Below are 26,766 nucleotides of genomic sequence, written 5' to 3' on the forward strand. Positions count from 1 at the left end.
CTCGATGACCGGCTGTCTCGTCGTAAGGACATGTTTACCTTGCGGTGGTGCGGGCTCTTATCGAAAGGCCTGCGACGCCGCGGTATTTCAGGTTTTCCTGCGTCAGAGCTTCTTTCTCCAAAAGTTGTTTCTTCAGACCTTCTTTCTCCAGACTCAAGGACGCGCCAGGCGCAATGCGGCTCAAATCGATCAAGCTGGTCGGCTTCAAATCCTTCGTCGATCCGGTCACCGTGCCCTTCGACAGCAACATGACGGCGATTCTCGGCCCCAACGGCTGCGGGAAATCGAACGTCATCGATGCTGTGCGCTGGGTGATGGGCGAGTCCAGCGCCAAGAATCTGCGTGGCGAGTCGATGACGGATGTCATCTTCAATGGCTCCACCGGACGCAAGCCGGTGGGGCAGGCTTCCATCGAGCTGACCTTCGACAATGCCGACGGTAGCCTCGGTGGCGCCTGGTCCGAGTACGCCGAGATAGCGGTCAAGCGTCTGGTGACGCGCGATGGCCAGTCCGGCTACTTCCTCAATGGCCAGAAGTGCCGCCGGCGTGATATCGCCGACGTCTTCCTCGGCACCGGCCTCGGGCCGCGCTCCTACTCCATCATCGGTCAGGGCATGATCTCGCAGCTGATCGAGGCGCGCCCGGATGACCTGCGCAGCACCCTCGAGGAAGCCGCAGGCATCTCCAAGTACAAGGAGCGCCGCCGCGAGACCGAGAACCGCATGAAGCGCACCCAGGAAAACATGGAGCGCCTGGATGACCTGCGTGAGGAGCTCGACAAGCAGCTCGAGCGCCTCAAGCGTCAGTCCGAGGCCGCCAAGCGCTATCAGACCCTCAAGCAGGACGAATACCGCCTCAAGGGCGAACTGGCCGTGCTGCGCCGGCGGGGCCTGCGTGCGCAGCAGCGCGAGCAGCAGTCACGCGTCGCGGAGCTGGAAACCGGCGTCGAGCGCGAGATTCTCGGTCAGCGTCAGTGCGAGAGCCAGCTGGAAGAGCAGCGCTATCAGCACGACGAGCTGGCCGGTGAGCTGGAAACCCATCAGGCCGCCTTCTATGAGACCGGCGCCCAGATCGCGCGTCTCGAGCAGAGCCTCGAGCACGCCCGCACCCGTGAGCAGCAGCTGGCGGCGGATCTCGAGATGGCCAGGCGTGAGCTGAGCGACATCCAGCGCGTCGAGGGTGAGGACGGCGAGCGCCTCGAGATGATCGATGCGCGTCTGGAAGACATCGCCCCGGAACTCGAGCTGGCCCGCGAGACCCTCGAAGGGCTCGAGCTGTCATTGGAGGAGGCCGAGGAGCGCCGCCAGGACAGCCAGAGCGAGTGGGAGCGCTTCAGTCAGGCCGACAACGAAGCCCAGCGTGGCGCCGAGCGCGCCCAGAGCGAGATCCAGCAGCTCGAGAATGCCATCGCCGACGCCGAGCGCCAGCGCGAGCGCCGCCGCCAGCAGCTGGCGGAGCTGCCGGATGTCGCCGAGCTGCGTGAAGCCCGCGAGGAGCTGCGCGAGCAGCTCGATGAATTGTCGCTCAGCGGCGAATCGCTGGAGTCGCGCCGCGAGCAGGCCAGTGAAGCCCGTGAGCAGGCCCAGGCCGATCGTCTGGCGCTGGATGGAGAGCGCGATCAGCTGCGCCAGCGTCGCAACGTCTTGCAGGGCGAGAAGGCCTCGCTTGAGGCACTGATCGACGCGGCGCTGCGTGACGACGATGATAGCCTGGCGAGCCACCTGGAGCAGCATGGGCTCGCCGAGACCCCGGCGCTGGCCGAGGGGCTCGAGGTCGCCGAGGGCTGGGAATCGGCCAGCGCCTGGGTGCTGGGCCCCTTCCTCAAGGCGCGTCTGGCGGCGAGCGAGCCGTCGCGTCTGGCCACGCTGATGGATGAGCTGCCCGGCGGCGAACTGTTGCTGGTCGATGGCACGCCGGCGTCCAGCGCGGCAACCCGCCCCGCCGGCACTCTGGCGGCGCAGGTGAGCGGCGCGGATGCCTTGGCCGGTTGGCTGGCCAGCATCCACTGTGTCGAGTCGCAGGCAGCCGCCTGGGCCAGGCGTGATTCGCTGGCCGCGCACGAGAGCGTGCTGACGCCGGATGGTCTGTGGTTGGGGCAGGGCTGGAGCCGCCGTCAGGTGGCAGGTGAACGTGCCGATAGCGTCATCGCCCAGCGGGCGCGCCTCGAGCAGGTGGTGCTGGAGCTCGAGTCACTGGATGAGCGTCTCGAGGAGATCGAGACGCGTCTGGCCGCAGCCGCCGAACAGATTGCCGGCGCCGAGCAGCAGCTCGAGCATCTGCGCGTCGAAGAGCGTGAGCTGGGCGAGCGCCAGCGTGAACTCAGTCTCAAGGAGGCCGGCATCGCCAGCCGCCTGGAGCATGTCGATGGTCGCGCCCGAGAGCTGGATGAGGAGCTCGAGCAGCTGGCGGAAACGCGCGAGACTCAGGCCCTGACGCTGGAGGAGGCGCGCGAGCGCTGGCAGCAGGCATTGGAGGCGGTCGAGAACAACGCCCAGTCGCGTGAGTCGCTGGAGCGTTCACGGCGCGAACATCAGGAGGCGCTGGCCGGGCTGCGTGCCCAGCTGGCGCCCGCGCGTGAGCAGGTCAACCGCCTCGACATGGAGCGTCAGCGCCTGACCACCGAGCGTGACGGCATGCAGGGCCAGCGCATGCGAGCCGTCGAGCAGCGCGAGAAGCTCGCCGAGCGCATCGAGATGCTCGAGGCCAGCCGCGAAGAAGCCTCACTGCCGCAGGAAGAAGAGCGCGAAAAGCTCGAGATGCTGCTCGAGACACGTCTGTATCAGGAAACCAAGCTCAACGCCTGTCGTGACAAGACTCATGAATTGGTCGAACAGATGCGTCAGGCGGAACAGGCGCGTCAGACTCATGAGCGCAATCTCGAGGGGATTCGTCAGCGCCTCGAGGAAGGCCGCATGCAGGTGCAGGCGCTGACCCTCAAGGGCGATGCGCAGGACGAGCAACTGGTGGAACTGGGCTATGACGAGGCGGCGATCACGCAGCTCGAGGACGAGCTGGACCCCAATGCCACCGAATCGGCCTGGAGCCACAACCTCGAGCAGATCGGCGAGCGCATCAAGCGGCTGGGGGCCATCAACCTGGCGGCCATCGAGGAATACGACCAGCAGGCCGAGCGTCGCAACTACCTGGAAGCCCAGCATGCCGAGCTGAGCGAAGCGCTGGAGACCCTCGAGCGCGCCATCCGCAAGATTGACCAGGAAACACGGGTGCGCTTCAAGGACACCTTCGACAAGGTCAATGCCGGAATCCAGGCGCTTTTCCCCAAGATCTTCGGGGGCGGAACCGCATGGTTGACGCTGACTGGTGATGATTTGCTGGAGACGGGAGTCGCGATCATGGCGCGGCCACCGGGCAAGAAAAACTCCACCATTCACCTGCTGTCAGGCGGCGAGAAGGCACTGACGGCACTGGCGCTGGTCTTCGCCATCTTCCAGCTCAATCCGGCCCCGTTCTGCATGCTCGATGAGGTGGATGCACCGCTGGATGATGCCAACGTCGGACGCTATGCGAGGCTGGTGAAGGAGATGTCGGAAAGCGTACAGTTCATCTATATCACCCATAACAAGATCGCCATGGAAGCGGCAGATCGGCTGATGGGTGTCACCATGCAGGAACCCGGCGTCTCGCGCCTTGTCTCTGTAGGGATAGAAGAAGCTGCCGTGCTTGCCGAAGCGTGAGGGAAAAGCCGTTCAGGAGGGCAAGGTCATCCTCCGGCGCGGTAGCCAGTGGCCGCCTTGGCGGCCTAGTTGGCAAGATCGTGTTGCATCTAGACATCGAAAGCACTACGAGTTTGCGTCATAGTGTCAGTCAGGGATAATTGAAGGGCGATTGCGCAGGTCACCACCACAGGATTGACATTCGAAAAAATGTCCCCTTTTTCTGCAATCGCGCTATGCTGTTCACGTGCATGGTGCCCAAGCAAACAGGCTAATGACCCATGGAATTGAGAGAGTGGCTCATCTTGTTGGGGTTGGTGCTGGTCGCAATCATCGTCGTTGACGGTGTGCGCAGGCTCCAACGTCAACGTCGAGTACCCCGACTGGATCGAGCGGGTACAGAGGATTCCACCGACGATGCGGGCAATCCCGCGGTGGAAGAAGAGGAAGAACGTGACAACTGGGAGCTGCCGAACGGCGGCTACCGGGTGGTTGGCGATTCCGAGACGCATGCCGAAGCCGAGGAAGATGTCGTGCTCGACAATGCGCACGGCATCAAGGCCTCGCGGGTGACTCAACCGAGTCGTCCGGCGCAGCCCATGGAGCGTCGTGAAGCGCCGGAGCGCAAGGGCTTCGGCGAGCGTGCGGCTGCCTTCGGTGCACGTGCCAGCCAGTCGATGCGCGACGTGACGGCCAGTCTGGGCGCACGGCGTGATGACGAGCATGAGCACGACGATGCGCATCGTGAGCCCGTGCTCGGCAGCGCCTCCAGCGAGCAGGCCGAGACGGCGCGCGAAGACGACTTCCATGAGAAGCCGGTGATCACCGCCGAGGACGACAGCATCAGCGTCTCCTCCACCCAGGCCGATGATCTCGAGCCGATGGCCGAGATCGAGGAAGGTCAGGATGCGAGGACTGAGGCGTCGTACGCTGGCAAGCCGGCCGATGTCGCCGACAGTGCTTCCCAGCGCCAGGAGCCTTCGCTGGAAGCGGCCACAGCGCCTGCTGCCGATGCCACAGCGCCCGAGGATGATCGTCATCCGCTGGTGCTGCGTGCCGAACGCAATCAGGTCGATGACCAGCTCGCACGTGACACCCTGGCCGATGCCAGTGAAGTCATCATCATCTCGGTGATGGCGCGCGGCGATGAAGGCTTCAGCGGTGAAGACGTGCTGGGCATCTCGCTGGCCTGTGGTCTGCGTCATTCCGAGATGGGGCTGTTCCTGCGCCACGAGGAAGATGACGATGACAGCCCGCTGCAGTTCGCGATGGCCAACGTGGTCAAGCCGGGCATCTTCAAGCCGGCCGAGATGGTGGACAGTCAGCTGGATGGCGTCACCTTCCTGATGCCGCTGCCGGGCGCGGACGACACCTCCGCCGCCTTCGAGACCATGGTCGAGATCGCCATGCTGCTGGTGCGTCGTCTGGGCGGTGAGCTGAAAGACGAGAACCACAGCGTGATGACGGCCCAGACCATCGAGTTCAAGCGCCAGCAGGTGCATGAGTTCGAGCGTCGCAATCGTCTGCATCGCTACCAGGCCAACTGATCGACTCCCCAGCCATTCTCTGAGTCGACCAGTCATGCCAGAACGCCAACGGCGACCTTCGGGTCGCCGTTGGCGTTTGCGTGTCCTGCCGACCTCTTGCAGCCTCTGACAGCCTTTTGCAGCCTCTAACGTTCCGGGCCAGCCCCTGACTGTCGCCCTGAGTGCTTGAATGTGTGGCCTGTCGATCACATTGAGTACAATGGCAGCATCAAGGCGACCCCTCTGCCTGCAAGTCTTTGCAAGCTCTTGCAAGTGCGTCAGGTCGGAGGGGTCGCCACCCGTTTTCAGGTCGCTCAGCGCTGCCTTCTGGCAGTGCTGGCGAGCCACTGTTTCGAGTGAGTGTCATGTCAGCCCAGGATGATCTGTTTTCGGCGCCCGCCGATGATTCCAACGCCGCGAGCGCTTCCCGCTCCGCTGCACCGGCCGCGGTGGAAGGCGTGCCTGCCAAGGTGATGGAGGAGGTCGCGCAGCTGCATCGCGAGCTGCTTGAGGCCAGCCACCGCTATTACGTGCTGGATGATCCGACGCTGACCGATGCCGACTACGACACGCGCCTGCGTCGCCTCGAGGCGCTGGAAGCCGAATATCCCCAGCTGATCAGCTCGGAATCACCCACCCAGCGTGTCGGAGCCGCGCCGGCCAGCGGCTTTGAAGAAGTGCAGCATGCGGTACCGATGCTGTCGCTCAACAACGCCTTCGATGACGATGAGCTGCGCGCCTTCGTGCAACGTGCGGCGAAAATGCTGGAGCTGGGAGACGCTCAGGACGCGGGTGACGAGCTGAGCTTCTGCTGCGAGCCCAAGCTCGATGGCCTGGCCGTGTCGCTCATCTACGAGAATGGCGTGCTGGTGCAGGGCGTGACGCGCGGCGATGGCCGCACCGGCGAAGGCATTACCACCAATCTGCGCACCATCCGCTCGATCCCCCTCAAGCTGCGGGGTGATGATCTGCCGGAGCTGCTGGAAGTGCGCGGCGAGGTCTACATGAGCCACGCTGGCTTCGAGGCGCTGAACGCGCGCGGCCGCGACGAGGATGGCAAGGTGTTCGCCAACCCGCGCAATGCCGCCGCCGGTAGCCTACGCCAGCTGGATTCCAATATCGCCGCCTCGCGTCCGCTGGAATTCTGCGCCTATCAGGTCGCGCGGGTGGATGATGCGCTGCTCGCCAGCGAGGCTGGCCAGAATCATTCCGGTCTGATGGCGCTGCTCAACGACTATGGCTTCCGCACCAGCCCGCAGCTTGAGGTGGTGCGCGGTGCCCAGGGCATCATCGACTACACCCGCCGCCTCGGCGAGCAGCGGGATGGCCTCGATCACGACATCGATGGCGCGGTCATCAAGCTCGATGCACTGCGTCTGCAGCGTGAACTGGGCTTCGTGGCGCGCGCACCGCGCTGGGCCATCGCCTACAAGTACCCGGCGCAGGAGCAGGAAACCACCCTGGAAGGCGTCGATTTTCAGGTCGGACGCACTGGCGCGCTGACACCGGTCGCCCGGCTGGCACCGGTGCAGGTTGCCGGCGTGGTGGTGTCCAATGCCACACTGCACAACATGGACGAGGTGGAACGTCTCGGCGTGCAGATCGGTGACAGCGTCATCATTCGGCGCGCCGGCGACGTCATCCCGCAGGTGGTGCGGGTCGCCAGTGAAGGTGCCAGCCGTGAAGCCATCGTGCTGCCGGACGGCTGCCCGGTGTGCGGCTCCGAGATCGAGCGCCTCGAAGGCGAGGTGGTGGCACGCTGCGCGGGTGGTTTGATCTGCGCCGCGCAGCGCAAGGAAGCCCTCAAGCACTTCTCCAGCCGCAAGGCGCTGGATGTCGATGGCCTCGGTGAGAAGCTGATCGAGCAGCTGATCGAGCGTGAGCTGGTCAAGACGCCGGCGGACCTGTTCCACCTGGAAGTTGCCACGCTCGCCGAGCTGCCGCGCATGGGCGAGAAGTCCGCCGCCAATCTGGTCGCTTCGCTGGACAAGAGCCGCAACACCACCCTGGCGCGCTTCATCTATGCCCTCGGCATCCGGGAAGTCGGTGAAGCCACCGCCGCGAATCTGGCCACGCACTTCGGCACCCTGGAAGCGCTGCGCGCAGCGGATCAGGCCGCGCTGGAGGCAGTGGAGGACGTCGGCCCCATCGTCGCCGCGCATATCCATACCTTCTTCCAGCAGCCGACCAACAACGAGACGCTGGAAGCGTTGCTCGCCTGTGGACTGAGCTGGGAAGAGGTCGAGATCGGTGAGCGCCCCCAGCCGCTGGCAGGCCAGACCTGGGTGCTGACCGGCAGCCTCGACAGCATGACGCGTGATGAAGGCAAGGCACGTCTGCAGGCGCTGGGCGCCAAGGTGGCGGGCAGTGTCTCGAAGAAGACCGCCGGTGTGGTCGCCGGCGAGGCGGCGGGCAGCAAGCTCGAGAAAGCCATGCAGCTGGGCCTCACGGTGCTGGACGAAGAGACCTTCGTGCAGCGCCTGGCCGAATGGGAATCCGGTGCTGATGCACAGCAGGACAATCCGCAAGACAGTGCGCAAGCCAATGTGCAGGACAGCGCGCAAGACAGCGCGGGAGAGGATGCATGAGTACGGATACGCTGAACGATGCACCGCAGGCGGCGCCACGCCACCCTGATGATGGACAGGAGTTACCCATGAGCCAGATGCCACTTGATCAGATGGACCCGCGGGACCGCTTCATCGAGGTGCCGCAGACCATGCTGCCCGCCGATACACGGCGCGCCCTGCTGGAAGCCTTCGTCACCCGTCAGGGCTACGACACCACCGATGTCGGTGAAGGCATGGCCGGCTGGGTCGCGGAGCTGGAAGGCCAGCTGTCACGCGGCAAGCTGTTGATCGTCCATGACATCGGCACCGAATCCACCGAGGTGATGACGCTGGAGCAATGGCAGTCCTTCGGTCGCCAGCTGGCGGACGATGAGGAAGAGGGCGACTGAGCCCGGCCAGCGGTCATGCTGTGTTGAGCATGCCCTGACCCTGCCCCTGACCCCGGGGCTGGAAGCGACAACGCCCCTGGCACAGGCCAGGGGCGTTGTCGTTCATGATGCACCAGTTGTTGCACCAGTTGGTGCGGTTAGTGGCGTCTGGCGATGCGCCGGATCATGCGAACCACATCGGCATGACCAGGCTCGAGATCAGCAGGATCAAGGCCCCGCCCAGGCGCGAGGAAATCTGCGCGAAGGGCATCAGCTGCATGCGATTGGCCGCCGAGAGTACGGCGACGTCACCCGTGCCGCCCATGTTGGCCATGCACAGACCAGCGGTGATGGCGGACTCGATGGGATAGAAGCCAACCAGCTTGCCCACCAGCCCCGCACCGAAGGCGGCGCCCGCGACGACACCGAACACGATCACCACGTAGGTGATGGTGATGGCATCGATCACCTGGCCCAGATCGGTATAGGCCACGCCGATGCCGAACAGCAGCGCGAAGGTCCAGTTGCCTGCCACGAACCGGAACCATTGGGCGGCGGCCTGATTGATGTTCTCCGGTACCAGGTTGGCGCACTTGAGCACGGCGACCGCGATGATCATCAGCGCGTAGGGGTGCAGCGGAATGACCTTGCCGAGAATCTGGCTGGCGACGAAGAAGCTCAGGGCAATCACCATGCCGATGCCCAGCTGGGACAGGTCAGGCGTGCTCTTCTCTTCGCGGACATTGACGCCCGGCATCATCTGGCCGCCACCGGTCAGTGACGGGAAGCGCTTGCCAAGCCCGTTGAGCAGCCCGGCAATGATGATGGCGAAGACATTGCCCAGGGCCAGTGCCGGCACCAGGATCGAGATATAGTAGCTGGCCGGTTGCCCCAGCAGTTGCTCGTAGATCTGGCTCATCGGCACGGCACCTGCGCCCATGCCGCCGCCCATGATGGGCAGGGCGATGACCATGACGGCATCCTTGGGCGAGAAGCCCATGACCCAGCCGACCAGCATCGCGAAGAGCGCCGCGAACAGCACCGAGCACAGCAGTGGCAGCGCGAAGCGGGCCCCGACCTTGACCAGCACGCGGGAGTCCATGCCGAGAATGCTGCCGGTGATCAGCGCCGCGATGTAGAAGTTCAGAAAGCCACCGGCCTTCATGAACTCACTGACATTCGCCGTGACCTCCTGCGGCAGCCAGCCGCTGTAGACCAGCGCTGCGGCACCGAAGATGGCGAGAATGGCGCCGCCACCCAGATAGCTGTTGATGATCGGCAGGCGGTCGCCCAGAAAGCCCAGCAGCTCCCCGAGAATCATCATGACCAGCAGCGCGCCGATCATGCCGGCAGGCAGGGTGTCGGTGGCGATGGCGGCGACAAGGACCAGAAAGGACAGGGTGAAGATCGGCAGCGACATGCCGAAGATGCGCGTCTTGTGCCAGGGGGACTCTGCGGCAGGCGTGGCCGTGGCGGTCTGCGAGGAATGTGTCATGCATGCTCCTTGTCCTGCACTCTGTCGTTGCAGGACCTGTTGTCATGCCCGGACGCGTTGGCGTGGCATCGCGGGATCGTTTGGGACGGGGAAGGGACATCATGTTCGCGCACTGGATGCGCGTCACAGGGAGCTTACGGTGTGGCTCCCGAGGGCCAAGTTTTGCGAATTAAAGAAAGCCTTTTGAAACTTATGAAAGCGCCGGCTGCCGCTCGCCCATGCGCGGGGCCGAATGGCCATGCCACCAAGGGGGCACATGGCTTGTCCGGCGTGTTGCGGCATTCTCAACCCGGGCTGAGCGCGCTGACCTCATTGCTCGCCGCCGGCATGGTGATCGTCAGCCTGCTGGTCGCGGCCTGGCTCTTCAGTGCCCAGCTGGAGCGGACCCAGCGCGAGATTCAGGGCCAGCGCATTGCCGCTCTTGCCCAGCGCATCGCGCGTCTGCCCGAGGTGCGTTCTGCCCTGAGCGAGGCCAGCTCACCGCAGGCTGCGCCTCCTGTCGCGGACAGCCGGCTGGCGGCACGCATCGAGCGACTGCGTCGGGAGAATGCCGTCGACTTCATCGTGGTGATGCGCCCGGATGGCCTGCGGCTCAGTCACCCGGACCCCGCACGCATCGGGCAGCCCTTCCAGGGTGGCGACGAACAGCGTGCGCTTGCCGGTGCCTCCTACCTCTCCGAATCCCGCGGCACGCTCGGCGAAAGCCTGCGCAGCTTCGTTCCGGTCATGGCGAATGCGTCCAGGGGCGGTGAGCGCGCCGTCGTCGGTGCGGTGGCCATCGGTATCACGCTGGATTCCCTGGGGCGGCGTCTGGCCGATGAGAAGCGCCAGCTGCTGCTCGGACTGGGTGTGTTGATGCTGTTCGGCACGCTGGGCGCACTGGGACTTGCGCGCTATCTGCGCAGACAGCTCAAGGGACTGGAGCCGGCGGCCATCGCGCGCCTGGTGGAGGAGCATCAGGCGGTGCTGGCCAGCCTGGAAGAGGGCATCATCGTGGTCGATCCCGAGGGGCGGATCACGCTGGTGAATGCCGCGGCGCGCGAGTTGTTGGGGGCCTTGCCGACGCTGGGAGAGCACCTTGATGGCTGGCTGCCCGACACCGGCATGCGTGAGTGCCTCGTCGCGCGCCAGCCGGTGAGCGAACAGGAAGAGACCCGCCTGCGCCAGGTGACTCACGGCGGGCGGCGATTGCTGGTGCGTTGCCAGCGGGTGCATGATGGCGAGCTGCTGATGGGCGGCGTGCTGGTACTGCGCGAGCACGACCGCATGCAGCGCCTCGCCGAGGAGCTGACCGGCGTCCGCCGTCAGGCAGAGTCACTGCGCGCCGCGCGCCATGAGTTTCGCAACCGGCTGCATGTGCTGTCGGGCCTGACGCAGATGCAGGACCTCGCCGGTCTGCGCGATTATCTGGCGTTGCTGGTGGAGCGGGAGTTGCCGGCGGATGCCGCGGCCGCCGAGCGCATCGCGGACCCTCTGCTGGCAGGTCTTCTGATCGGCAAGCACAGCGAGGCTCGCGAGCGTGGCATCACGCTGGCGGTCGAGCTGGAGATCGAATGCCATCATGGCCGCTGCGCTGAGTGGGGAATGTCACAGGACGAGGGCGCTCAGGCCGAGTTTCCGGTGCTGGAGCGTAGCCTGAGTCATGATCTGGTCAGCGTGATCGGCAATCTGCTCGACAATGCCTTCGAAGCGCTGGAGGAGGTGGGCGCTGACGCTCACTCCCCGTCTGTGACCTTGGGGTTGATGCTGGAATCACTGGACCCGTCGGCAGAGGCGCAGTTGTCGATCAGCGTGGCGGACAACGGCCCCGGCATGCCGACGGAGCTGAGACAGACGGCACGCATGGCGGGGGTGAGCAGTCATGGAGAAGGCCGCGGGCTGGGCCTGTCGCTGGTGCAGGAGATCGTGACCGCGCGCGAGGGAGAATGGCACCTCTATGCGCCCTCGGGCGGCGGTACCCTGGTCGAGCTGACCCTGCCTTGCCGACTGCTGACTGGCGCGGCGCCCTGATAGGGGGCCGCGCATCACGGGATGGCGTTGCGGCCGGAACTTGCACAACGAAGGAGCCAGAGCGCATGCGTGTGCTGATAGTCGAAGACGACCCCATGGTCATGCGTCTCAATGTCGAATACCTCAGTCGCATCGACGGCATGCGCCTGGTGGCCCAGTGCGAGGATGTCGCGACGGCACTCGACGTGCTGGCGCAGCAAGCGGTGGACCTGGTGCTTCTGGATGTCTATCTGCGCAGTCGCAGCGGGCTGGAAGTGTTGCGATGGCTGAGGCGCCACGCCGCCCCCGATATCCAGGTGATCCTGATCACCGCTGCCAGTGAGGCGGACACGGTGCGCAGCGCACATGCGCTCGGGGTGTGCGATTACCTGGTCAAACCCTTCAGCTTCGCCCGTTTTCAGCAGGCGTTGGCACTGGCGCGTCGCGGGCGCCAGCAGCTGGAGAGCCTAGAGGGTGAAGTCAGCCAGCAACAACTGGACCAGCTCTTCGGCGTGCAAGGGCTGGTCAGCGGCGCTGCGGGCGCGGTACCCGAGGGGCGCCTGCCCAAGGGCGTGACGGCGGCGTCACTTGCCTTGGTGGCCAGTGCCATCCAGGCGCTGCCGCGTGAGGAAGGCAGCTTCACCAGTGAGGCGTTGCTGCCTGCCACCGGCATGTCGCGAGTGACCATCCGCAAGTACCTGCGCCATCTCGCGGCCTGCGGCATGCTCAGCGAGGCCTTCCACTACGGTCAGATCGGCCGGCCATCCTTCACCTATCAGGTCATCGACCGTCAGGCCCTGTCCAGACAGTGCCGTCAGGCCTGAGTGATACCGACCTCTCAGCGCCGCTGGACAATATCGCGGATCAGGCGGCGTCCCGGGTGCAGGTGCTCGGCCAGTTCGCGTTCCAGCGGCAGCGGCTCGCCACACAGTTGCGAGGCGATCAGTTCGGCGCACAGCGGGGCGGTGGTGAAGCCGCGTGAGCCGTGTGCGGTGGAGAGCCACAGGCCGGGCAGGTGGGTGCCGCTCGACTGCGGCACGCGCTTTTTCGCATCGAAGGCCATGGCGGCGTAATCCTCACGCCATTGCGCGGCGTCCGGTGCCGGGCCGGCCAGCGGGCTCTTGTCCGGGCTGGCGGCGCGCCAGGCGACGCGTCCCTGCCAGTCATCGTCTTCCAGTCTGATACCACGCGCCTGCTCCCAGGCGGCGACGAAGGCGGGCAGGGCACTGCGCAGCTCCGCGACATTGGCGGCGTGGTCTGCCTCGCGGACCGCCTCATCCTCATCGCGCGGGGCGAAGGTCGCGCCGAAGCTGAGGGTCACGCTGCCATCGGCGTGGCGCTGATAGGGCGAGACATAGCCACCGGCGCAGACCACGCTGTCGAGCGCGGGCAGGTGCGCGGCGTGTTCCGGCGCTACCGTGATCTCGCTGACCTGGCCGCGAATCGGCAGCAGCGGCAGGTGCGCGAGTGGTTCGGGCAGGTGAGTCTGCTCCCCCAGCGCGACGATCAGCTGATCCACTTCCATGCTGGTGCCGTCGCTGGTCTGCAGCTGCCAGCGTGATGTTGGCGCGCCGTTGCCTGTCTCTGCGTCTTCCTCTCTGCCTTCCCCAGCCCCCAGCGACTGAATGGCCTCGATGCGCGCCTGCAGGAAGCGGATGCCCGGGGTGGTGGCGAGATGCTGGCAGAGCGCGTTGGGGCGCACCCAGCCGGCGACCGGATAGAAGAGGCCGTCGAAGATGATCTCGCTGCCGGCGATCCGGCTGGCCTCGCTGGCGCTGACGGGCTTGAGTAGCGCCTCGGGCAGCGGGTGATTGTCGAGGAAGCGCTGCTGGCGCTTGCGCTCACGTTCACTGGTGGCCAGCTGCAGCACGCCGCTGGCGGACCACAGGGTCTGCTCGGGATCGAGGCTTGCCAGCCAGCGCCGGCTGTACTGCAGCGCGGCCAGCTGGAAGCGACTGGCGGGATTGGTCTCGGCGGCCAGCTTGACGTAGAGCGCACCCTGGCGATTGCCGGAGGCACGCGCGCCGGGGGCTTCGGCATCGATCAGCGTGACCTTCACACCGCGCCGCGCCAGCGCCTCGGCGCAGCTGGTGCCGGCGATACCGGCGCCGAGTACCGCGACATGCGTCTCGCGAGCGATCGGCGCGGGCTGCGGGGGCTGGGTCCAGGGCTGCTCACGACGCAGCGGATGAAGGGCGCCACGCACCGCGTGCTCCTGCATGGGGGCATGACCGGATGCGGGAGAGACATCAAGTCCCATCAGTTCGGCGCGCGCGGCGGCGGTCGGCTCGTCCAGCTCGCCGCAGATCATCTCGCGCTTCATGCCGTGGCCGGGCACCTTGCGCCACACGAAGCCTGCCGCGCGCAGGCCACGCCGCACGAAGCCCGCGGCGGTGAAGGTGGCGAAGGTCGCCGTGGGGCGCGAGACACCCGCCATGGCCGCGAACAGCTCGGGTGACCACATCTGCGGATTCTTCGACGGCGAGAAGCCATCGAGGAACCAGGCATCCACGCCACCTTCCAGGCGCGACAGGCGCTCCACCGCATCGCCGAAGTGCAAGTCCAGGGTGATGCGCTCATCCAGCCACAGGCGGTGCACGCCGAGGACGGCAGCGGGCCATTGAGCGACCAGCGGCTTCGCCAGCGAGGCGAGATCCGGCCAGGCGGACAGCGCCCGCTCGAGATCCGCGGCGCGCATCGGGTGCTTTTCCACCGAGACGACATGCAGGCGCGCCTCGGCGGGCGCCGTTGCCAGAAAGCGCTGGGCGGCGCACAGGATGTTGAGGCCGGTGCCGAAGCCGGTCTCGCCGATCACGAAGGGGCGCGCTTCCCGCCAATCACGGAAGCGCTCGCTCAGACGATTGCTGTCGAGGAAGACGTGCACGGTCTCGGCGCGGCCATCGTGGATCGAGAAGTACACATCGCCGTAATCGGTGGCCTGTGGCGCGGTGTCATCCCACTCGAGCTGCGCCTCCTCCAGTGCCGCCAGTGGCGCCAGTGGCACGTTCGGCACTACGCCGGGCGCCGTGACCGGCTCGATCGCGCTCGGTGGCGTCGTGGCAGGCTTGCGTGCCGCGCTGCCCGGGGCTTGCTGCGGCGAAGTCTTTCGGGCTGACGAGGCGGTCTGATTCGAATTTGACTGATCAGGAGCTGACTGGCCGGGGGCGGGCTGGCGGGGAGAGGAGGGGTGGTCGTTCACGGGCATTCCTGGCAGGAGGTCGAGCGGGAGAGCAGCACAGCGAGACAGCGGCAGAGCAAGGCCTGCAACGCAGACGACGGACAGCCAGGCTGTCCGTCGTCTGTGAGAAACCGCCGGTCAGATGACCGGTCGGACGCCGGGCTAGGGCAGGGTCTGCTTGAAGGGCTTCACTTCGGCGCTTTCATAGACACCGGCGATGACGAAGGGATCGGCATCGGCCCACTTCTGGGCGTCTTCGAGGGAATCGAACTCGGCGATGATGACGCTGCCGCTGAAGCCGGCTTCACCCGGTGCTTCGCTGTCGATGGCCGGGTTGGGGCCGGCGATGACCAGACGACCGGCGGCGTGCAGCGCCTCCAGACGTGCCAGATGCGGCGGGCGCGCCGCCATGCGCGCTTCGAGGCTACCTTCGACGTCCTGACAGACAATGGAGTAGAGCATCACGAATCATCCTTTTGAGAATTGGTCGAGGAAGCGTTCTCTTCCTGAGGGGCCTGCACCATGTGACGGGACAGGTAGACGCCCTGAACGATGACGAACAGCAGTGTCAGACCGAGCATGCCGAACAGCTTGAAATCGACCCAGATGTCTTCCGAATAATGGCTGAAGACATAGATGTTGAGGCCGCCCATGGCGAGGAAGAATACCACCCAGGCCAGATTGAGGCGGTGCCAGATGGGGCGTGGCAGCTGAATCGCCTTTTCCATCATGCGCTCCACCAGCGGCTTGCCGCCGAACAGCGGAGACAGCAGGAAGGCGACGGCGAACAGCCAGTTGACCACGGTGGGCTTCCACTGGATGAAGGAGCTGTTGCCGAACAGCACGGTCGCGCCACCCAGCACGACGACCAGCGCCAGGGTGACCAGCTGCATCTTCTCGACGCGCTTGTGGCGCCAGTAGATGTACAGCACCTGCGCGAGGGTCGCGGGAATCAACACGGCGGTAGCCATGATCATGTCGCCAGTCATCTTGTAGACGGCGAAGAAGATCACGATCGGCAGAAAGTCGAGCAACATCTTCATGGGTAATGCGCACTCCTGAACACGACGACGCAGCCGTCGGGAAGGCAAGGGCCTGTGCGAGTGGTATCCTGTCTGACACCAGCGGCGCACCCCTGCCTGCATGTGCTCATTCTGCCGCCATTGCTGCCTGCTGACAAAGCCCCTGTGTGTCCGGGCGCGCATCGCAGCCAATACTGCCCGACGTCTGGCCCGCTGGATCGCCTGCATCTCAGGCATCGCGTGGCACAGACGTTCATCCCGAGAGGTTCCCCGTGTCCGACGTTCTGTCCGACTCTTCGCCGATTTCCACATCCCGCAAGCCGATCGAGTTTCGCCCGCTGCCGGAGCACTTCGATTCCGATATCGAGGTGCCGGACATCGACCTGCACATGCATTCCACCGCCTCCGATGGCGGCATGGCACCGACAGAGCTGGTGGCCCTGGCCGCGCGGCGCGGTCTGTCACGCATGTCACTGACCGATCACGACAGCATGGAAGGCATCTTCGAGGCACAGCAGGCCGCCCGCGCCGAGGGTATCTCGTTGCTGCCCGGCTGTGAGCTGTCGGTCCGCTGGCGCAACCAGACCATCCACATCGTGGCGTTGATGCCCGAGGGCGCCGGCGATGCGCTGAGCGCCGGTCTCAAGCAGCAGCACGAGGCGCGTGAGCGACGCAGCCACGAGATCGCCACGCGCATGGAAAAGCTCGGGCTCGAGAATGCCTTCGAGCGCGCCCGGGAACAGGCCACGCTGAGTGGCTCAGGCGACCGCCCGCTGTCACGCCCGGATTTCGCCCGCGCGCTGGTCGAGGCCGGGATTGCACGCAACCTGCAGGACGCCTTCAAGCGGCATCTGGGCGCGGGCCAGAAAGGTGACGTCAAGGCGCACTGGCCGGAGATCGAAGAGGCGGTGGGCTGGGTGCGTGCCGATGGCGGCATCGCCGTGATGGCGCACCCGATGCGCTACAAGCTGACCCGCACCAAGCGTGGCGAGCTGCTGCGTGACTTCATTGCCGCCGGTGGCGAAGGCGCGGAGCTGGTCAGCGGCTTCCAGAATATCGATCGCGCGCGTGACCTGGCGCGTCAGCTCGATGAGCTGGGTCTCTACGCCTCCGTCGGCAGTGATTTCCACTTCCCCGGCGGCCCGCTGGCGCCCGGCAGCATGAGTCCGCCGCCCCGTACCAAGGTGCCGCCCGTGTGGTGTCATCCGCGCATCGCGCCCTTTTTTGCGGCCGACGCTGCCTCCATGTGATATCAAGAGATCACCGTGACGCCAGTCCGCCTGCCGGGCTGGCGCCCAGACGCAAGGAGCACCGCATGGGACAGTTCTTCCAGATTCATCCCGAAAATCCCCAGAAACGCCTCATCGATCAGGCCGTCGCCATCATCCAGCAGGGTGGCGTGATTGCCTATCCGACCGACTCCGGCTACGCGCTGGGCTGTCATCTGGGCGAGAAGAAGGCCATCGAGCGCATCAAGCGCCTGCGTCAGCTGGACGACAAGCACAACTTCACCCTGGTGTGTTCTGACCTGTCGGAAATCGGCACCTACGCCAAGGTCGACAACGCCATCTTCCGCCTGCTCAAGAGTCACACGCCGGGTGCCTACACCTTCATCCTGCAGGCGACTTCCGAAGTGCCGCGCCTGCTGCTGCATCCCAAGCGTCGCTCCATCGGCGTGCGCGTGCCGGACCACGCCATCACCCACGCCCTGCTGGAAACCCATCGCGAACCGCTGATGAGCGTGACGCTGATTCCGCCGGGTGAGGAGCTGCCGATGACGGACGCCGAAGAGATTCGCGAGCGCTTCGGACATGCGCTGGATCTGGTCATCGACGGTGGCGCCTGCAGCTTCGAGACCACCAGTGTGGTGGACCTGCGCGAGCTGCCGCCGGTGATCGTGCGCGAAGGGCGCGGCGATATCTCGAGCTTCACGGAGTGATCGCGACAGCGTAGCGCTTCACGGCGCTGACATCGTCTTGCCATACGAAGACGCCCCCGGACCTTGCGGTCACGGGGGCGTTGTCATTTCCGAGGCGTTGTCGTGTGCTGAGTGACTCTCGGCTTCGTCAGCTGCGGTCTCGGTCGGGAGGCCCGCTTTCGGGAGGCCCGCTATCGGGAGGTTCTGGCTGATCCCCCGACGGCGTCTCTGCATCAGGCGCAGATTCGGACTCCGGCTCTGGATCAGGTTCTGGCTCAGATTCCGGCTCCGGTTCCGGTTCCGGCTCGCGCGGGTCGCGGGTGTCCTCGTCCAGCCAGGTGCCGCAGAACTTGCAGTACTTGGCGTTGCGATCATGGCCTTCACGACCACAGCCCGGGCAGGCTTCGTCGCTGGTCTGCTGCATGCGCAGGCCGTTGAGAACCTCGGCCGAGAACACCCCAGTGGGCACGGCGAGAATCGAGTAGCCGAGAATCATCATCAGCGCCGAGATGAACTGCCCCAGTGGCGTGATGGGCGCGATGTCGCCATAGCCCACCGTCGTCAGCGTCACCACGCCCCAGTAGAGCGCCTTGGGGATGGAGGTGAAGCCGGCCTCGGGCGGCTCGATCAGATAGATCAGGGCGCCGAACACCGTGACGATGCTGAGCACGGTGATGAAGAACAGCAGGATCTTGCGCCGGCTGCGCGTCATGGCCTCGACCAGCATGCGGCCCTCGCCGACGAAGGCCATCAGGCGCAGCACGCGGAACAGACGCAGCACACGCAGTACGCGCACCACCAGCAGGGCCTGGGCGCCCGGTATCAGCAGCGACAGCCAGGTTGGGGCGATCGACAGCAGGTCGAGCACGCCGTAGAAGCCCTTGGCCCAGGTGCCGGGATGCTTCAGGCAGTAGAGGCGGACGGCGTATTCCAGCGTGAAGATGATCGTGAAGCCCCACTCCATGATGCGGAACAGCTCGCCGTATTGCGCATTGAGCGAGGGGACGCTGTCGAGCATCACCACGGCGACACTGGCGAAGATCATCAGGATCAGGCCGATATCGAAGGCCTTGGCCGCCTTGGTGTCGGATTCGAAGATCCAGTGGAACAGCCGCGCGCGCAGGCGGCCTGTCGCGGGCTCGTAGTCGCTGGGGTGCGAGGGTGTCGCTGGGGGGCTTTGCGGCGTGCTGCCATATTCATTGGCAGGGCCCTGGCGTTCAGGCATGCAGGCTTCCTTGACGGGCGTGACGACGCCGGATGAATGTCAGGGCGTATCGGGGGCGTATCGGGGGTGTCTCAGTGTGTGACCTTCAGTGACTGCCCGGCTGTTGTCCATCAGCCAGTGGTCTAGCGCCTGGCGGCTGGGCAGTCAGTGTCGTGCTGAGATTCAGCCGCGCAGTGTCGCGAGCAGTGACAGGCTGTGCTGGCCGAAGTCGCGAGTCGCCCAGTCCTGTGAGGCGTCGCCGTCGCTGCTTTCCAGCGCCTCGACCAGCGCCACCGCATGGATATGGCCGGGATGCTGGCTGGCGGCCAGCCGTGATGCAAGGGCCGACAGGGCGGCCAGCGCATGCGCGTGCCACTTGAGGTCGTCTTTCGCCTGACGGTCGGCGTGGGCATCGAGCGCATCGATGGCGGCGGACAGCAGCGCGCCGGGGTCAGCGGTATCCAGCGTCTTCTCATGCCATTCGCCATCTCGCAGCGCCGCACCGCGCTTGGCCTTGCTGGCATCTGCCGGGCGCAGTGCCAGGCGGCTGGCCAGTGAATCCGCCAGCTGCCAGAGCACGCCTTCTCTCACCTCGGGGGCGAGTGCTTCACCGCCGGTCAGCTCGAGCTCGATTTCCTGGATGGCCACTTCGCGGCCACTGGCCTTCACCGCGCCCAGGTCCAGCGCCATCTCGACGCCGACGGTGACCTGCTCGTCGCCCACATTCTCGTCGCTGAGTGTCGCCTTGACGTCGATCTGCCAGGCATGACGCTCGAAATCGGTGCTGAAGCTGGGCGCGAGTGCACTCAGCAGCTGCTCGCGGGCGCCGTCTTCCAGCGCCTGCAAGGGCGGCAGGTTACGCAGGCCGTCGAGGTCGAGACCGAGACCGGTCTGGCCCTCGGGCAGCTCCCACTCCCATTCGCCGCGAGAATGCAGTCCGCCATGGCTCTCGCCGCTGGTCTTGAGCGTCTGGCGCAGGGCACCCGTGCTGTCGGCATCCTCACCGCTCTGGCGCAGACGCAGCGCCATGCGCGCGCGCTCCAGCGCATGCTCGGGGGTGTCGAAGTAGGTGTTGGCCAGCCAGCGCCGCCTGGGGGCGACCGTTGCCAGTTCTGCAATGCTCGCCAGTGTCTCCAGAATGGCATCGCGATCAATGACGGGTTGAGACAGTGCCAGTTTGAGTTCGATTTCCTGCGCCATGATGGGCACTCCCTGTACGGATGAAAGAAGACAGATGCTGACGGATGAGGATGACAGCGGCGCCAGGACCGCAGAGCCTCCGGCAAGCGTGGTGCATGGTGGTGAAGGCTCGTGTGTCTCATGCTCGCGCCTGGCCCGCGGCAAGGCAAGCTCGGGGAGGGCGGAAGGGCATGCGGGATATCGGTCTGTCGGCCGAATCACACTTATATGACAGCATGATGACATTGAAGTGACAGCAATTGCCTGTCGTCACGTCCTTGGTTATATTACGAACAGTGGATAAAGCCAGCGACCACGGGTCCTGCCGCTACATGACAATCTCTCTTCTGGAATCCTTCGTGTTCCCCCGAACTGCCGCTTTTGTTGCGTAAATGACAACAGCATGGCGGTATCATGACGTTACGATGAAAGTTATGTGATCGTCACAAAGGCTTTGCTACACTCCGCGCGTCAATCCTTAACGCCGACGGCCACTATGGTAACGACCAACCCTTTCTCTTCGATGTTCGGGCGCTCGCCTTTCAAGGCGCTGCACACCCACATCATCAAGACCGACGAGTGCGCCCAGCACTTGCTGACCTTCTTCGACGCCTGCGAGCAGGGTGATTGGGAGCAGGCAGCCAGCATTCGCAAGACCATCAGTGGTCTGGAGCGTGAAGCGGACGAGTTGAAGACGCAGCTGCGCCTCAACCTGCCCAACTCGCTGTTCCTGCCGGTCTCGCGCTCCGACCTTCTCGAGCTGATCCATGTCCAGGATTCCATCGCGAATGTCACCAAGGACATCGCCGGGATCATGCTGGGTCGTCATATGCAGATACCCACCGCACTGGTGCCCGCCATGCGTGAGTATCTCAAGACTGCGGTCGAATCGGTCTGCCAGGCGCGTCGTGCGTTGGGTGAACTGGAAGACCTCGTCGAGTCCGGTTTCGGGCGCAACATGAGCGAGCTGGTCGACAAGCTGATCAACGAGCTGCATGAGCTCGAGAAGCAGTCCGACGAACAGCAGATCGCCATCCGCCAGACCCTGTTCTCGCTGGAAGCCAGTCTCCCGCCCGTCGATGTGATCTTCCTCTACAAGATCATCGATTGGGTCGGCGATGTGGCTGACCAAGCGGAAAAGGTCGGTACCCGACTGCAGATCCTGATGGCGCGCTGAGCGCCATCAGGACGTCCTGCCATCTGTCCAAGAGTCTTCTATGTCCATCATTGCTCAATACGGCGATGTGCTCGTCATTCTTGCCTGTCTGTTCGGTTTCTTCATGGCATGGGGTGTGGGTGCGAATGACGTCGCCAATGCCATGGGAACCTCGGTAGGTTCCAAGGCGATCACCATCAAGCAGGCGATCATCATCGCCGTGATCTTCGAATTCCTCGGTGCCTGGCTTGCCGGTGGTGAGGTGACTGACACCATCCGCAAGGGCATCATCGACCCGTCACTGCTGATCGAGAATCCGCAGTTCCTGGTCTACGGCATGCTGGCCTCGCTGCTGGCCGCCGGTATCTGGCTGCTGATCGCTTCCATGAAGGGCTGGCCGGTCTCGACCACCCACTCCATCGTCGGCGCCATCGTCGGCTTCTCCGCTGCGGGTCTGGGCGTGGATGCCGTCGAATGGACCAAGGTTGGTCAGATCGCGGCCTCCTGGCTGGTCTCGCCGCTGCTGGCGGGCTCCATCGCCTTCGTGCTGTTCAAGTCCGTGCAGACGCTGATCTTCGACAACGAAGACCCGTTCGCGGCCGCCAAGCGCTACGTGCCGATGTACATGTTCCTGGTCGGCTTCATCATCTCGATGGTGACCATGGTCAAGGGCCTCAAGCATGTCGGCCTGCACCTGAGCTTCGAATCCAGCCTGCTGCTGGCCGTCGTCATCGGTGCCATCGTGATGGGTATCGGCGTGCTGATGGAGCGCAAGGTCGCGCGTTCACGCCTCAAGGAGAAGAATCGCGCCACCGGTGACGACTTCGACTTCAGCGGCGTCGAGAAGGTCTTCGGCCTGCTGATGATGTTCACCGCCTGTGCGATGGCCTTCGCCCACGGCTCCAACGACGTGGCCAATGCGGTCGGCCCGCTGGCGGCCATCATCAGCGTCGTCGACTCTGCCGGTCAGATCGGCGCCAAGGCGAGCATGCCGTGGTGGGTCCTCGTGCTGGGTGGCGGCGGTATCGTCTTCGGCCTGGTCACCTATGGTCGTCGCGTCATCGCCACCGTCGGCACCGGCATCACCGAGCTGACGCCGTCACGCGGCTTCGCGGCCACGCTGGCCGCCGCCTCGACCGTCGTGCTGGCCTCCGGCACCGGCCTGCCGATCTCCACCACCCACACCCTCGTCGGTGCGGTGCTGGGGGTGGGTCTGGCGCGCGGCATGGCAGCGCTCAACCTGCGTGTCATCGGCACCATCGTGATGTCCTGGCTGATCACTCTGCCGGCCGGCGCGATCCTGTCGATCCTGTTCTTCTTCATGTTCAAGGGCATGTTCGGCTAAGCCGACACATGATCCAGAGCTGAATGGGTAAAACGAGAAAGGCGACCTTCGGGTCGCCTTTCTCGTGTCTGACACATGGATGTCAGGGGGCACCGCTCGCCGTGCAGGCTGCGGCGCTGATATGATGATTCATGGGCATGCCTGACATGCCATTTTCCCTCTCTCCTGCCCGGAGCTGGCTCTTGAACACGCGTTTCCCCTTCGCGGACTGGTTTCGCAACTCCTCTCCCTATATCAATGCCCATCGCGGCCGCACCTTCGTCATTCTGATCGAGGGCGATGCCCTGTCCTCGTCACGACGAACGCAGTTGATACAGGATCTGGCGTTGCTGCATACCCTCGGCGTGAAGCTGGTGGTGGTGTTCGGGGTGCGCCCGCAGGTGGCCGAGGCGTTGCAGGCTGCCGGTATCGAGGCGGACCGTCATCAGGGCCGCTGGGTGGTGACGCGCGAGATTCTCGGCCATCTGGAGCAGCAGGTCGCCACGCTGCGTCTGCGCCTTGAGGCGAGTCTGTCCCAGGGGCTGCCCAATACGCCGCTGCATGGCGTGGAGCTCTCCGCCGTCTCCGGCAATCTGGTGATGGCCAAGCCGCTGGGTGTGCGTCATGGCGTCGACTTCCTGCATGGTGGCGAGGTGCGCCGCGTGCGCAGCGAGGCGATCCAGGGGCTGCTCTCGCAGCAGGCCATCGTCGTGCTGCCGCCGCTGGGCTATTCCAGTACCGGCGAGGTGTTCGATCTGGACGCCGCTGAGGTCGCCGAACACGCCGCCGTGGCGCTGGCCGCTGACAAGCTGATCCTGCTTGGTGAAGGGGAGGGCCTGTTCGGCGAAGACGGCGAGCTGCTGCGTCAGCTCAATCCTGAGGAAGCCGCGCTGATGGCGCCGCCCCGCGATGACGACAGTGAGCTGTCGCGCCACCTGGCTGCTGCCTGTGGCGCCGCACGGCGCGGCGTCGGGCGCACTCACCTGTTGAGCTGGCGCGACCGTGACGCCCTGCTGGGCGAGCTGTTCACCCGTGACGGCATCGGCACCATGATCACGCGTCAGGGCTATGAGCAGCTACGCAAGGCGCGCCTCGAGGATGTCGGTGGCCTGCTGGCGCTGCTGGGGCCGCTGGAGCAGCGTGGCATCCTGGTGGCCCGCTCGCGGGAGCGTCTCGAACATGAGATCGACGACTATGTGGTGCTGGAGCGCGATGGCATGGTCATCGGGTGTGCGGCGCTGCACCTCAGCCGTGACGCCGCCATGGGCGAGCTGGCCTGCGTGGCCGTGCATGATGACTATCGCCGCGGACAGCGCGGCGAGCAGCTGCTAGCCGAGATCGAGCTGCGCGCGCGTCGCGCCGGCGTCGAGCGTCTGTATGCGCTGACGACCCATACCGTCCACTGGTTCATCGAGCACGGTTTCGTGTCGGCCGGCCTGCAAGACCTGCCGCCCATGCGTCGCGAGGCCTACAACTCGGCGCGCAACTCCAAGGTATTGCTCAAGTCGCTCTAGTCACACCTCACTTGCCTGCCAGTGTGAATCGCCCAGAGAACACCCGCTGATGACCTTCCTCGATGAGGGCTGATCAGCGGGTGTTCTTGCGTAGGTGTCGCAGTTTTCCCCCACCCCTTGCGGGATTGTCTTGCAAAGGAGACGTTTCAAGATATTGATTCAGAAGGGAAAAATAGCATGTCCCGTATATGTGTTGGCAAATCGCGACGAATCGGCCAGTAAAACACGACTCTGCGTGCCGCCCTGGGCAACATTGGCATGGCTGTCGCCGTGACCTCTATTTCAAGTCATTGTTTTGTAATATGTTTTCGCGTTTATGGCACGCCTTTGGCAATAGGTACCGTGAGCAAGAGATATGAGGTGCATCACCGGCCCTTTCTCTGGCCTTCCAGCGATGACGGTACTCACTACCCTGTGCGCTCCGTGATCGCTGACAGGCCAAGCGTCTGCTCCACGCGATGTGTGACTTCAGGTTGCGATGAGACAGGTACGGCCCCTGGTGGGCATGGACAGTATCTTGAGGGCAAGGACGCCCGGGCAAGGATGCCCGAAACCGATGCGGTAGCCGGAGAGATTGGCTGCCGTCATCCCCGAATTGACGATCGAGGCGGGCAAGTCGGCAAGCTATCCGACTCGATCACCCACATTGCGATGTGTTGCCCCCTGCTTCACATCCGATAGGGAGCGCGGACGCTGTCCGGCGTGAACGTCAACTGACCTGGAACGACCACCAGGTGACGTTCTTTTCTCCCGGGCCTGACAGGCAGACCACCTGTCAGACCCGCCAATCACGTAGTGCCTCTGGTCTCCAGGTACCAGAGGCACCACGTGATGACTGACCCTTCAGTTCCCTGCGTACTTGGGGCCGGCTATGCCGGCCCTCTTTTTTTGTGCGTCTAGCGCTGAATGGCCAACAATTTCATGCGAAACGTTGTCAATGGGGCGGTTTGTCTCGTGGCAGCGTAATGATTTGAATAAGAGTCATATTTATTAACGAACTGGCAACCGCGATGGACGCTGGTGAACTCTGGTATTCTAGGAAGACGTGATTCGATGATGACCACCCCTTTCTTGCATAGAGTTCTTTCCATGGCCTCCACAGTGTCACGACGCTGGCGTCCCCGCTCGCTGCCGCAGCTGGTTCTGATGGCATTTCTGGTGGTGATGCTGCCGATTGCCGTGCTCATGTTTCAAGCAGGGCAGGCGCTGTCGGAGTTGTCGGAACTGGCGGATGTCAGTGCCCGCCAGGCCGTCGACCAGACCCGCCGCGCCCGCACGCTGACCAACCTCGCCGTCGAGATGGAGCGTAGCGCCCGCCAGTACGCCGTGCTGGAAAATCCCGATCTGATGAAGATCTACGCCGACAAGGCCAACAGCTTCCGCACCTTGCTGGATGAGCAGGCGCGCCTGTTGGGCGAGGGCGACCCTCGCGTCAGCGAGTTGAAGGCGACGCTGTCACAGCTCGAGCGCATGCCCGAGATGAGCGTCGACCAGGTCAGTCGCCATCTGGAAGACTTCGGGCCCTTCTCGATCCAGGCCAGCGGCCTGCTCAACTCCACGCGTGAACTCGTCGATGCGCGTATCGAAGGCATCCGCGCCCGCGCCTCCCAGGTCAAGAATCAGCTGTGGTGGCAGACCGCCGCGCTGGTCTCCATCAGTCTGCTGTTGATGCTGTTCTTCACCTGGCTGATCATCCGTCCCATCCGGCAGCTGGAGCGCCGCATCAATGGCCTGGGCAGCGGTACCGACAGCGAGCGACCCATCGTCATCAAGGGGCCGGCGGAGCTGGTGCAGCTGGGCGAGCGTCTCAACTGGCTGTCGACGCGCCTGGATGAGCTCGAGGAGCAGAAGCAGCAGTTCCTGCGTCACATGTCGCATGAGCTCAAGACCCCGCTAGCCAGCATCCGTGAAGGCACCGGCCTGCTGATCGACGAGGTCGCCGGGCCGCTGAGTCCGCACCAGACCGAGATTCTTGGCCTGCTGGATGACTCCAGCAAGGAATTGCAGAAGCTGATCGAGCAACTCCTCGACTACAATCTGCTGCAGCACAATCAGGGCCTCGAACAGAGTCGCTTCGATGTGCATGAAGTGTTCAAGGAAGTGCTGGCAAAACATCGCCTGGCACTGGAAAAGAAAGGCATGCGCGTGCATCTTCCGCCTGCCAGCCTCAGTTGGGAGGCGGACAGGCCGCGTACCGGGCGTATTCTCGACAACCTGATCTCCAATGCCATCGCCTACGGCGAAGACAGCGGTGACCTGTGGTTGAGAGCCCGCAAGGAGCGCCGCAAGCTGATCATCGAAGTCGCCAACAGCGGTGAACCCATCGCCGCCCAGGACCGTGACCACCTGTTCAAGCCCTTCTATCAGGGCGCGGTGAAGCGCAAGGGCCCGCTCAAGGGCTCCGGCATCGGTCTCTCGGTCGCCGCTGACAGCGCCCGCGCCCAATTTGGTCAATTGGCGCTGGTGGATGACCCCAAGGCGGATGTCTGCTTCCGGCTGACATTGCCGACACCGAGTCGCTCGCTGACGTCAGGGGAAGGCAGTGAGCATGAACCGCAGGCAGACAGGGATGCCGCCGGAGCGGATCAGCAGTCCACACCACATGAAATGGCGTCATTGAACGCCATCAAGCACGCAAGGAACTGAAGT

18 protein-coding genes are annotated in these 26,766 nt (G+C 64.6%); 12 read left to right on the forward strand and 6 right to left on the reverse strand.

Annotated elements, in window-relative coordinates; genetic code table 11:
- Nucleotides 1-173 precede the first annotated feature (173 nt).
- From smc to HA399_RS01870, 4 genes are all read left to right on the forward strand, one after another.
- Nucleotides 174-3,695, forward strand: a complete 3,522-nt coding sequence (gene smc, locus HA399_RS01855) for a chromosome segregation protein SMC (protein ID WP_404325849.1) — start codon at nt 174-176, stop codon at nt 3,693-3,695.
- A 413-nt stretch (nt 3,696-4,108) separates the two neighbouring features.
- Nucleotides 4,109-5,221, forward strand: coding sequence for a cell division protein ZipA C-terminal FtsZ-binding domain-containing protein (locus HA399_RS01860; protein ID WP_404325851.1), 1,113 nt, complete (start codon nt 4,109-4,111; stop codon nt 5,219-5,221).
- Nucleotides 5,222-5,673: 452 nt separating this feature from the next.
- Nucleotides 5,674-7,788 (forward strand): NAD-dependent DNA ligase LigA, encoded by a 2,115-nt coding sequence (gene ligA / locus HA399_RS01865; protein ID WP_404326881.1) that lies wholly within the window; start codon nt 5,674-5,676, stop codon nt 7,786-7,788.
- A gap of 68 nt (nt 7,789-7,856) precedes the next feature.
- A complete protein-coding gene (locus tag HA399_RS01870; RefSeq protein WP_248379925.1) occupies nt 7,857-8,159 on the forward strand; it encodes a YheU family protein in 303 nt (100 codons plus the stop codon).
- Nucleotides 8,160-8,322: 163 nt separating this feature from the next.
- Here HA399_RS01870 and HA399_RS01875 read toward each other — a convergent pair whose 3' ends face one another.
- Nucleotides 8,323-9,633, reverse strand: coding sequence for a 2-hydroxycarboxylate transporter family protein (locus HA399_RS01875; protein WP_404325854.1), 1,311 nt, complete (start codon nt 9,631-9,633; stop codon nt 8,323-8,325).
- Nucleotides 9,634-9,825: 192 nt separating this feature from the next.
- On the opposite strand from HA399_RS01875, the gene HA399_RS01880 reads away from it, so the two are divergent.
- A complete protein-coding gene (locus tag HA399_RS01880; RefSeq protein ID WP_404326883.1) occupies nt 9,826-11,643 on the forward strand; it encodes an ATP-binding protein in 1,818 nt (605 codons plus the stop codon).
- Nucleotides 11,644-11,708: 65 nt separating this feature from the next.
- Nucleotides 11,709-12,446 (forward strand): response regulator, encoded by a 738-nt coding sequence (locus HA399_RS01885; RefSeq protein ID WP_404325857.1) that lies wholly within the window; start codon nt 11,709-11,711, stop codon nt 12,444-12,446.
- A gap of 14 nt (nt 12,447-12,460) precedes the next feature.
- Here HA399_RS01885 and mnmC read toward each other — a convergent pair whose 3' ends face one another.
- The 3 genes from mnmC to HA399_RS01900 form a co-directional block, all read right to left on the reverse strand.
- Entirely contained in the window at nt 12,461-14,821 is a 2,361-nt protein-coding gene (mnmC, locus tag HA399_RS01890) for a bifunctional tRNA (5-methylaminomethyl-2-thiouridine)(34)-methyltransferase MnmD/FAD-dependent 5-carboxymethylaminomethyl-2-thiouridine(34) oxidoreductase MnmC (RefSeq protein WP_404325859.1), read from the reverse strand.
- A gap of 141 nt (nt 14,822-14,962) precedes the next feature.
- Entirely contained in the window at nt 14,963-15,262 is a 300-nt protein-coding gene (locus tag HA399_RS01895) for a YciI family protein (protein ID WP_043333710.1), read from the reverse strand.
- Entirely contained in the window at nt 15,262-15,843 is a 582-nt protein-coding gene (locus HA399_RS01900; RefSeq protein WP_043333711.1) for a septation protein A, read from the reverse strand. Before HA399_RS01900 ends, HA399_RS01895 begins: the two co-directional genes overlap by 1 nt.
- Before the next feature lie 368 nt (nt 15,844-16,211).
- Between HA399_RS01900 and HA399_RS01905 the strand changes: the two genes are divergently transcribed.
- Together HA399_RS01905 and HA399_RS01910 are read left to right on the forward strand one after the other, a co-directional pair.
- A complete protein-coding gene (locus tag HA399_RS01905) occupies nt 16,212-17,072 on the forward strand; it encodes a PHP domain-containing protein (protein ID WP_404326885.1) in 861 nt (286 codons plus the stop codon).
- Between the two features lie 65 nt (nt 17,073-17,137).
- Nucleotides 17,138-17,761: an L-threonylcarbamoyladenylate synthase gene (locus tag HA399_RS01910; protein WP_054555307.1), complete on the forward strand. Its 624-nt coding sequence runs from the start codon at nt 17,138-17,140 to the stop codon at nt 17,759-17,761.
- Between the two features lie 127 nt (nt 17,762-17,888).
- On the opposite strand, the gene HA399_RS01915 is transcribed toward HA399_RS01910, so the two are convergent.
- On the reverse strand, nt 17,889-18,965 hold the full coding sequence (locus HA399_RS01915; RefSeq protein ID WP_404325862.1) for an ion transporter: 1,077 nt from the start codon (nt 18,963-18,965) through the stop codon (nt 17,889-17,891).
- A gap of 162 nt (nt 18,966-19,127) precedes the next feature.
- Nucleotides 19,128-20,144, reverse strand: coding sequence for a CYTH domain-containing protein (locus tag HA399_RS01920; protein WP_404325864.1), 1,017 nt, complete (start codon nt 20,142-20,144; stop codon nt 19,128-19,130).
- A 475-nt stretch (nt 20,145-20,619) separates the two neighbouring features.
- On the opposite strand from HA399_RS01920, the gene HA399_RS01925 reads away from it, so the two are divergent.
- The 4 genes from HA399_RS01925 (at nt 20,620) to HA399_RS01940 (ending at nt 26,763) form a co-directional block, all read left to right on the forward strand.
- Nucleotides 20,620-21,300: a TIGR00153 family protein gene (locus HA399_RS01925; RefSeq protein ID WP_043333713.1), complete on the forward strand. Its 681-nt coding sequence runs from the start codon at nt 20,620-20,622 to the stop codon at nt 21,298-21,300.
- Between the two features lie 40 nt (nt 21,301-21,340).
- On the forward strand, nt 21,341-22,624 hold the full coding sequence (locus HA399_RS01930; RefSeq protein ID WP_404325865.1) for an inorganic phosphate transporter: 1,284 nt from the start codon (nt 21,341-21,343) through the stop codon (nt 22,622-22,624).
- Nucleotides 22,625-22,806: 182 nt separating this feature from the next.
- Nucleotides 22,807-24,117: an amino-acid N-acetyltransferase gene (gene argA / locus HA399_RS01935; RefSeq protein ID WP_043333715.1), complete on the forward strand. Its 1,311-nt coding sequence runs from the start codon at nt 22,807-22,809 to the stop codon at nt 24,115-24,117.
- A 1,089-nt stretch (nt 24,118-25,206) separates the two neighbouring features.
- On the forward strand, nt 25,207-26,763 hold the full coding sequence (locus tag HA399_RS01940) for a HAMP domain-containing sensor histidine kinase (RefSeq protein ID WP_054555310.1): 1,557 nt from the start codon (nt 25,207-25,209) through the stop codon (nt 26,761-26,763).
- Nucleotides 26,764-26,766: the final 3 nt, after the last annotated feature.

It is taken from the genome of Cobetia sp. UIB-001 (genome assembly GCF_044789135.1).
GTDB classification, from domain to species: Bacteria; Pseudomonadota; Gammaproteobacteria; order Pseudomonadales; family Halomonadaceae; genus Cobetia; species Cobetia amphilecti.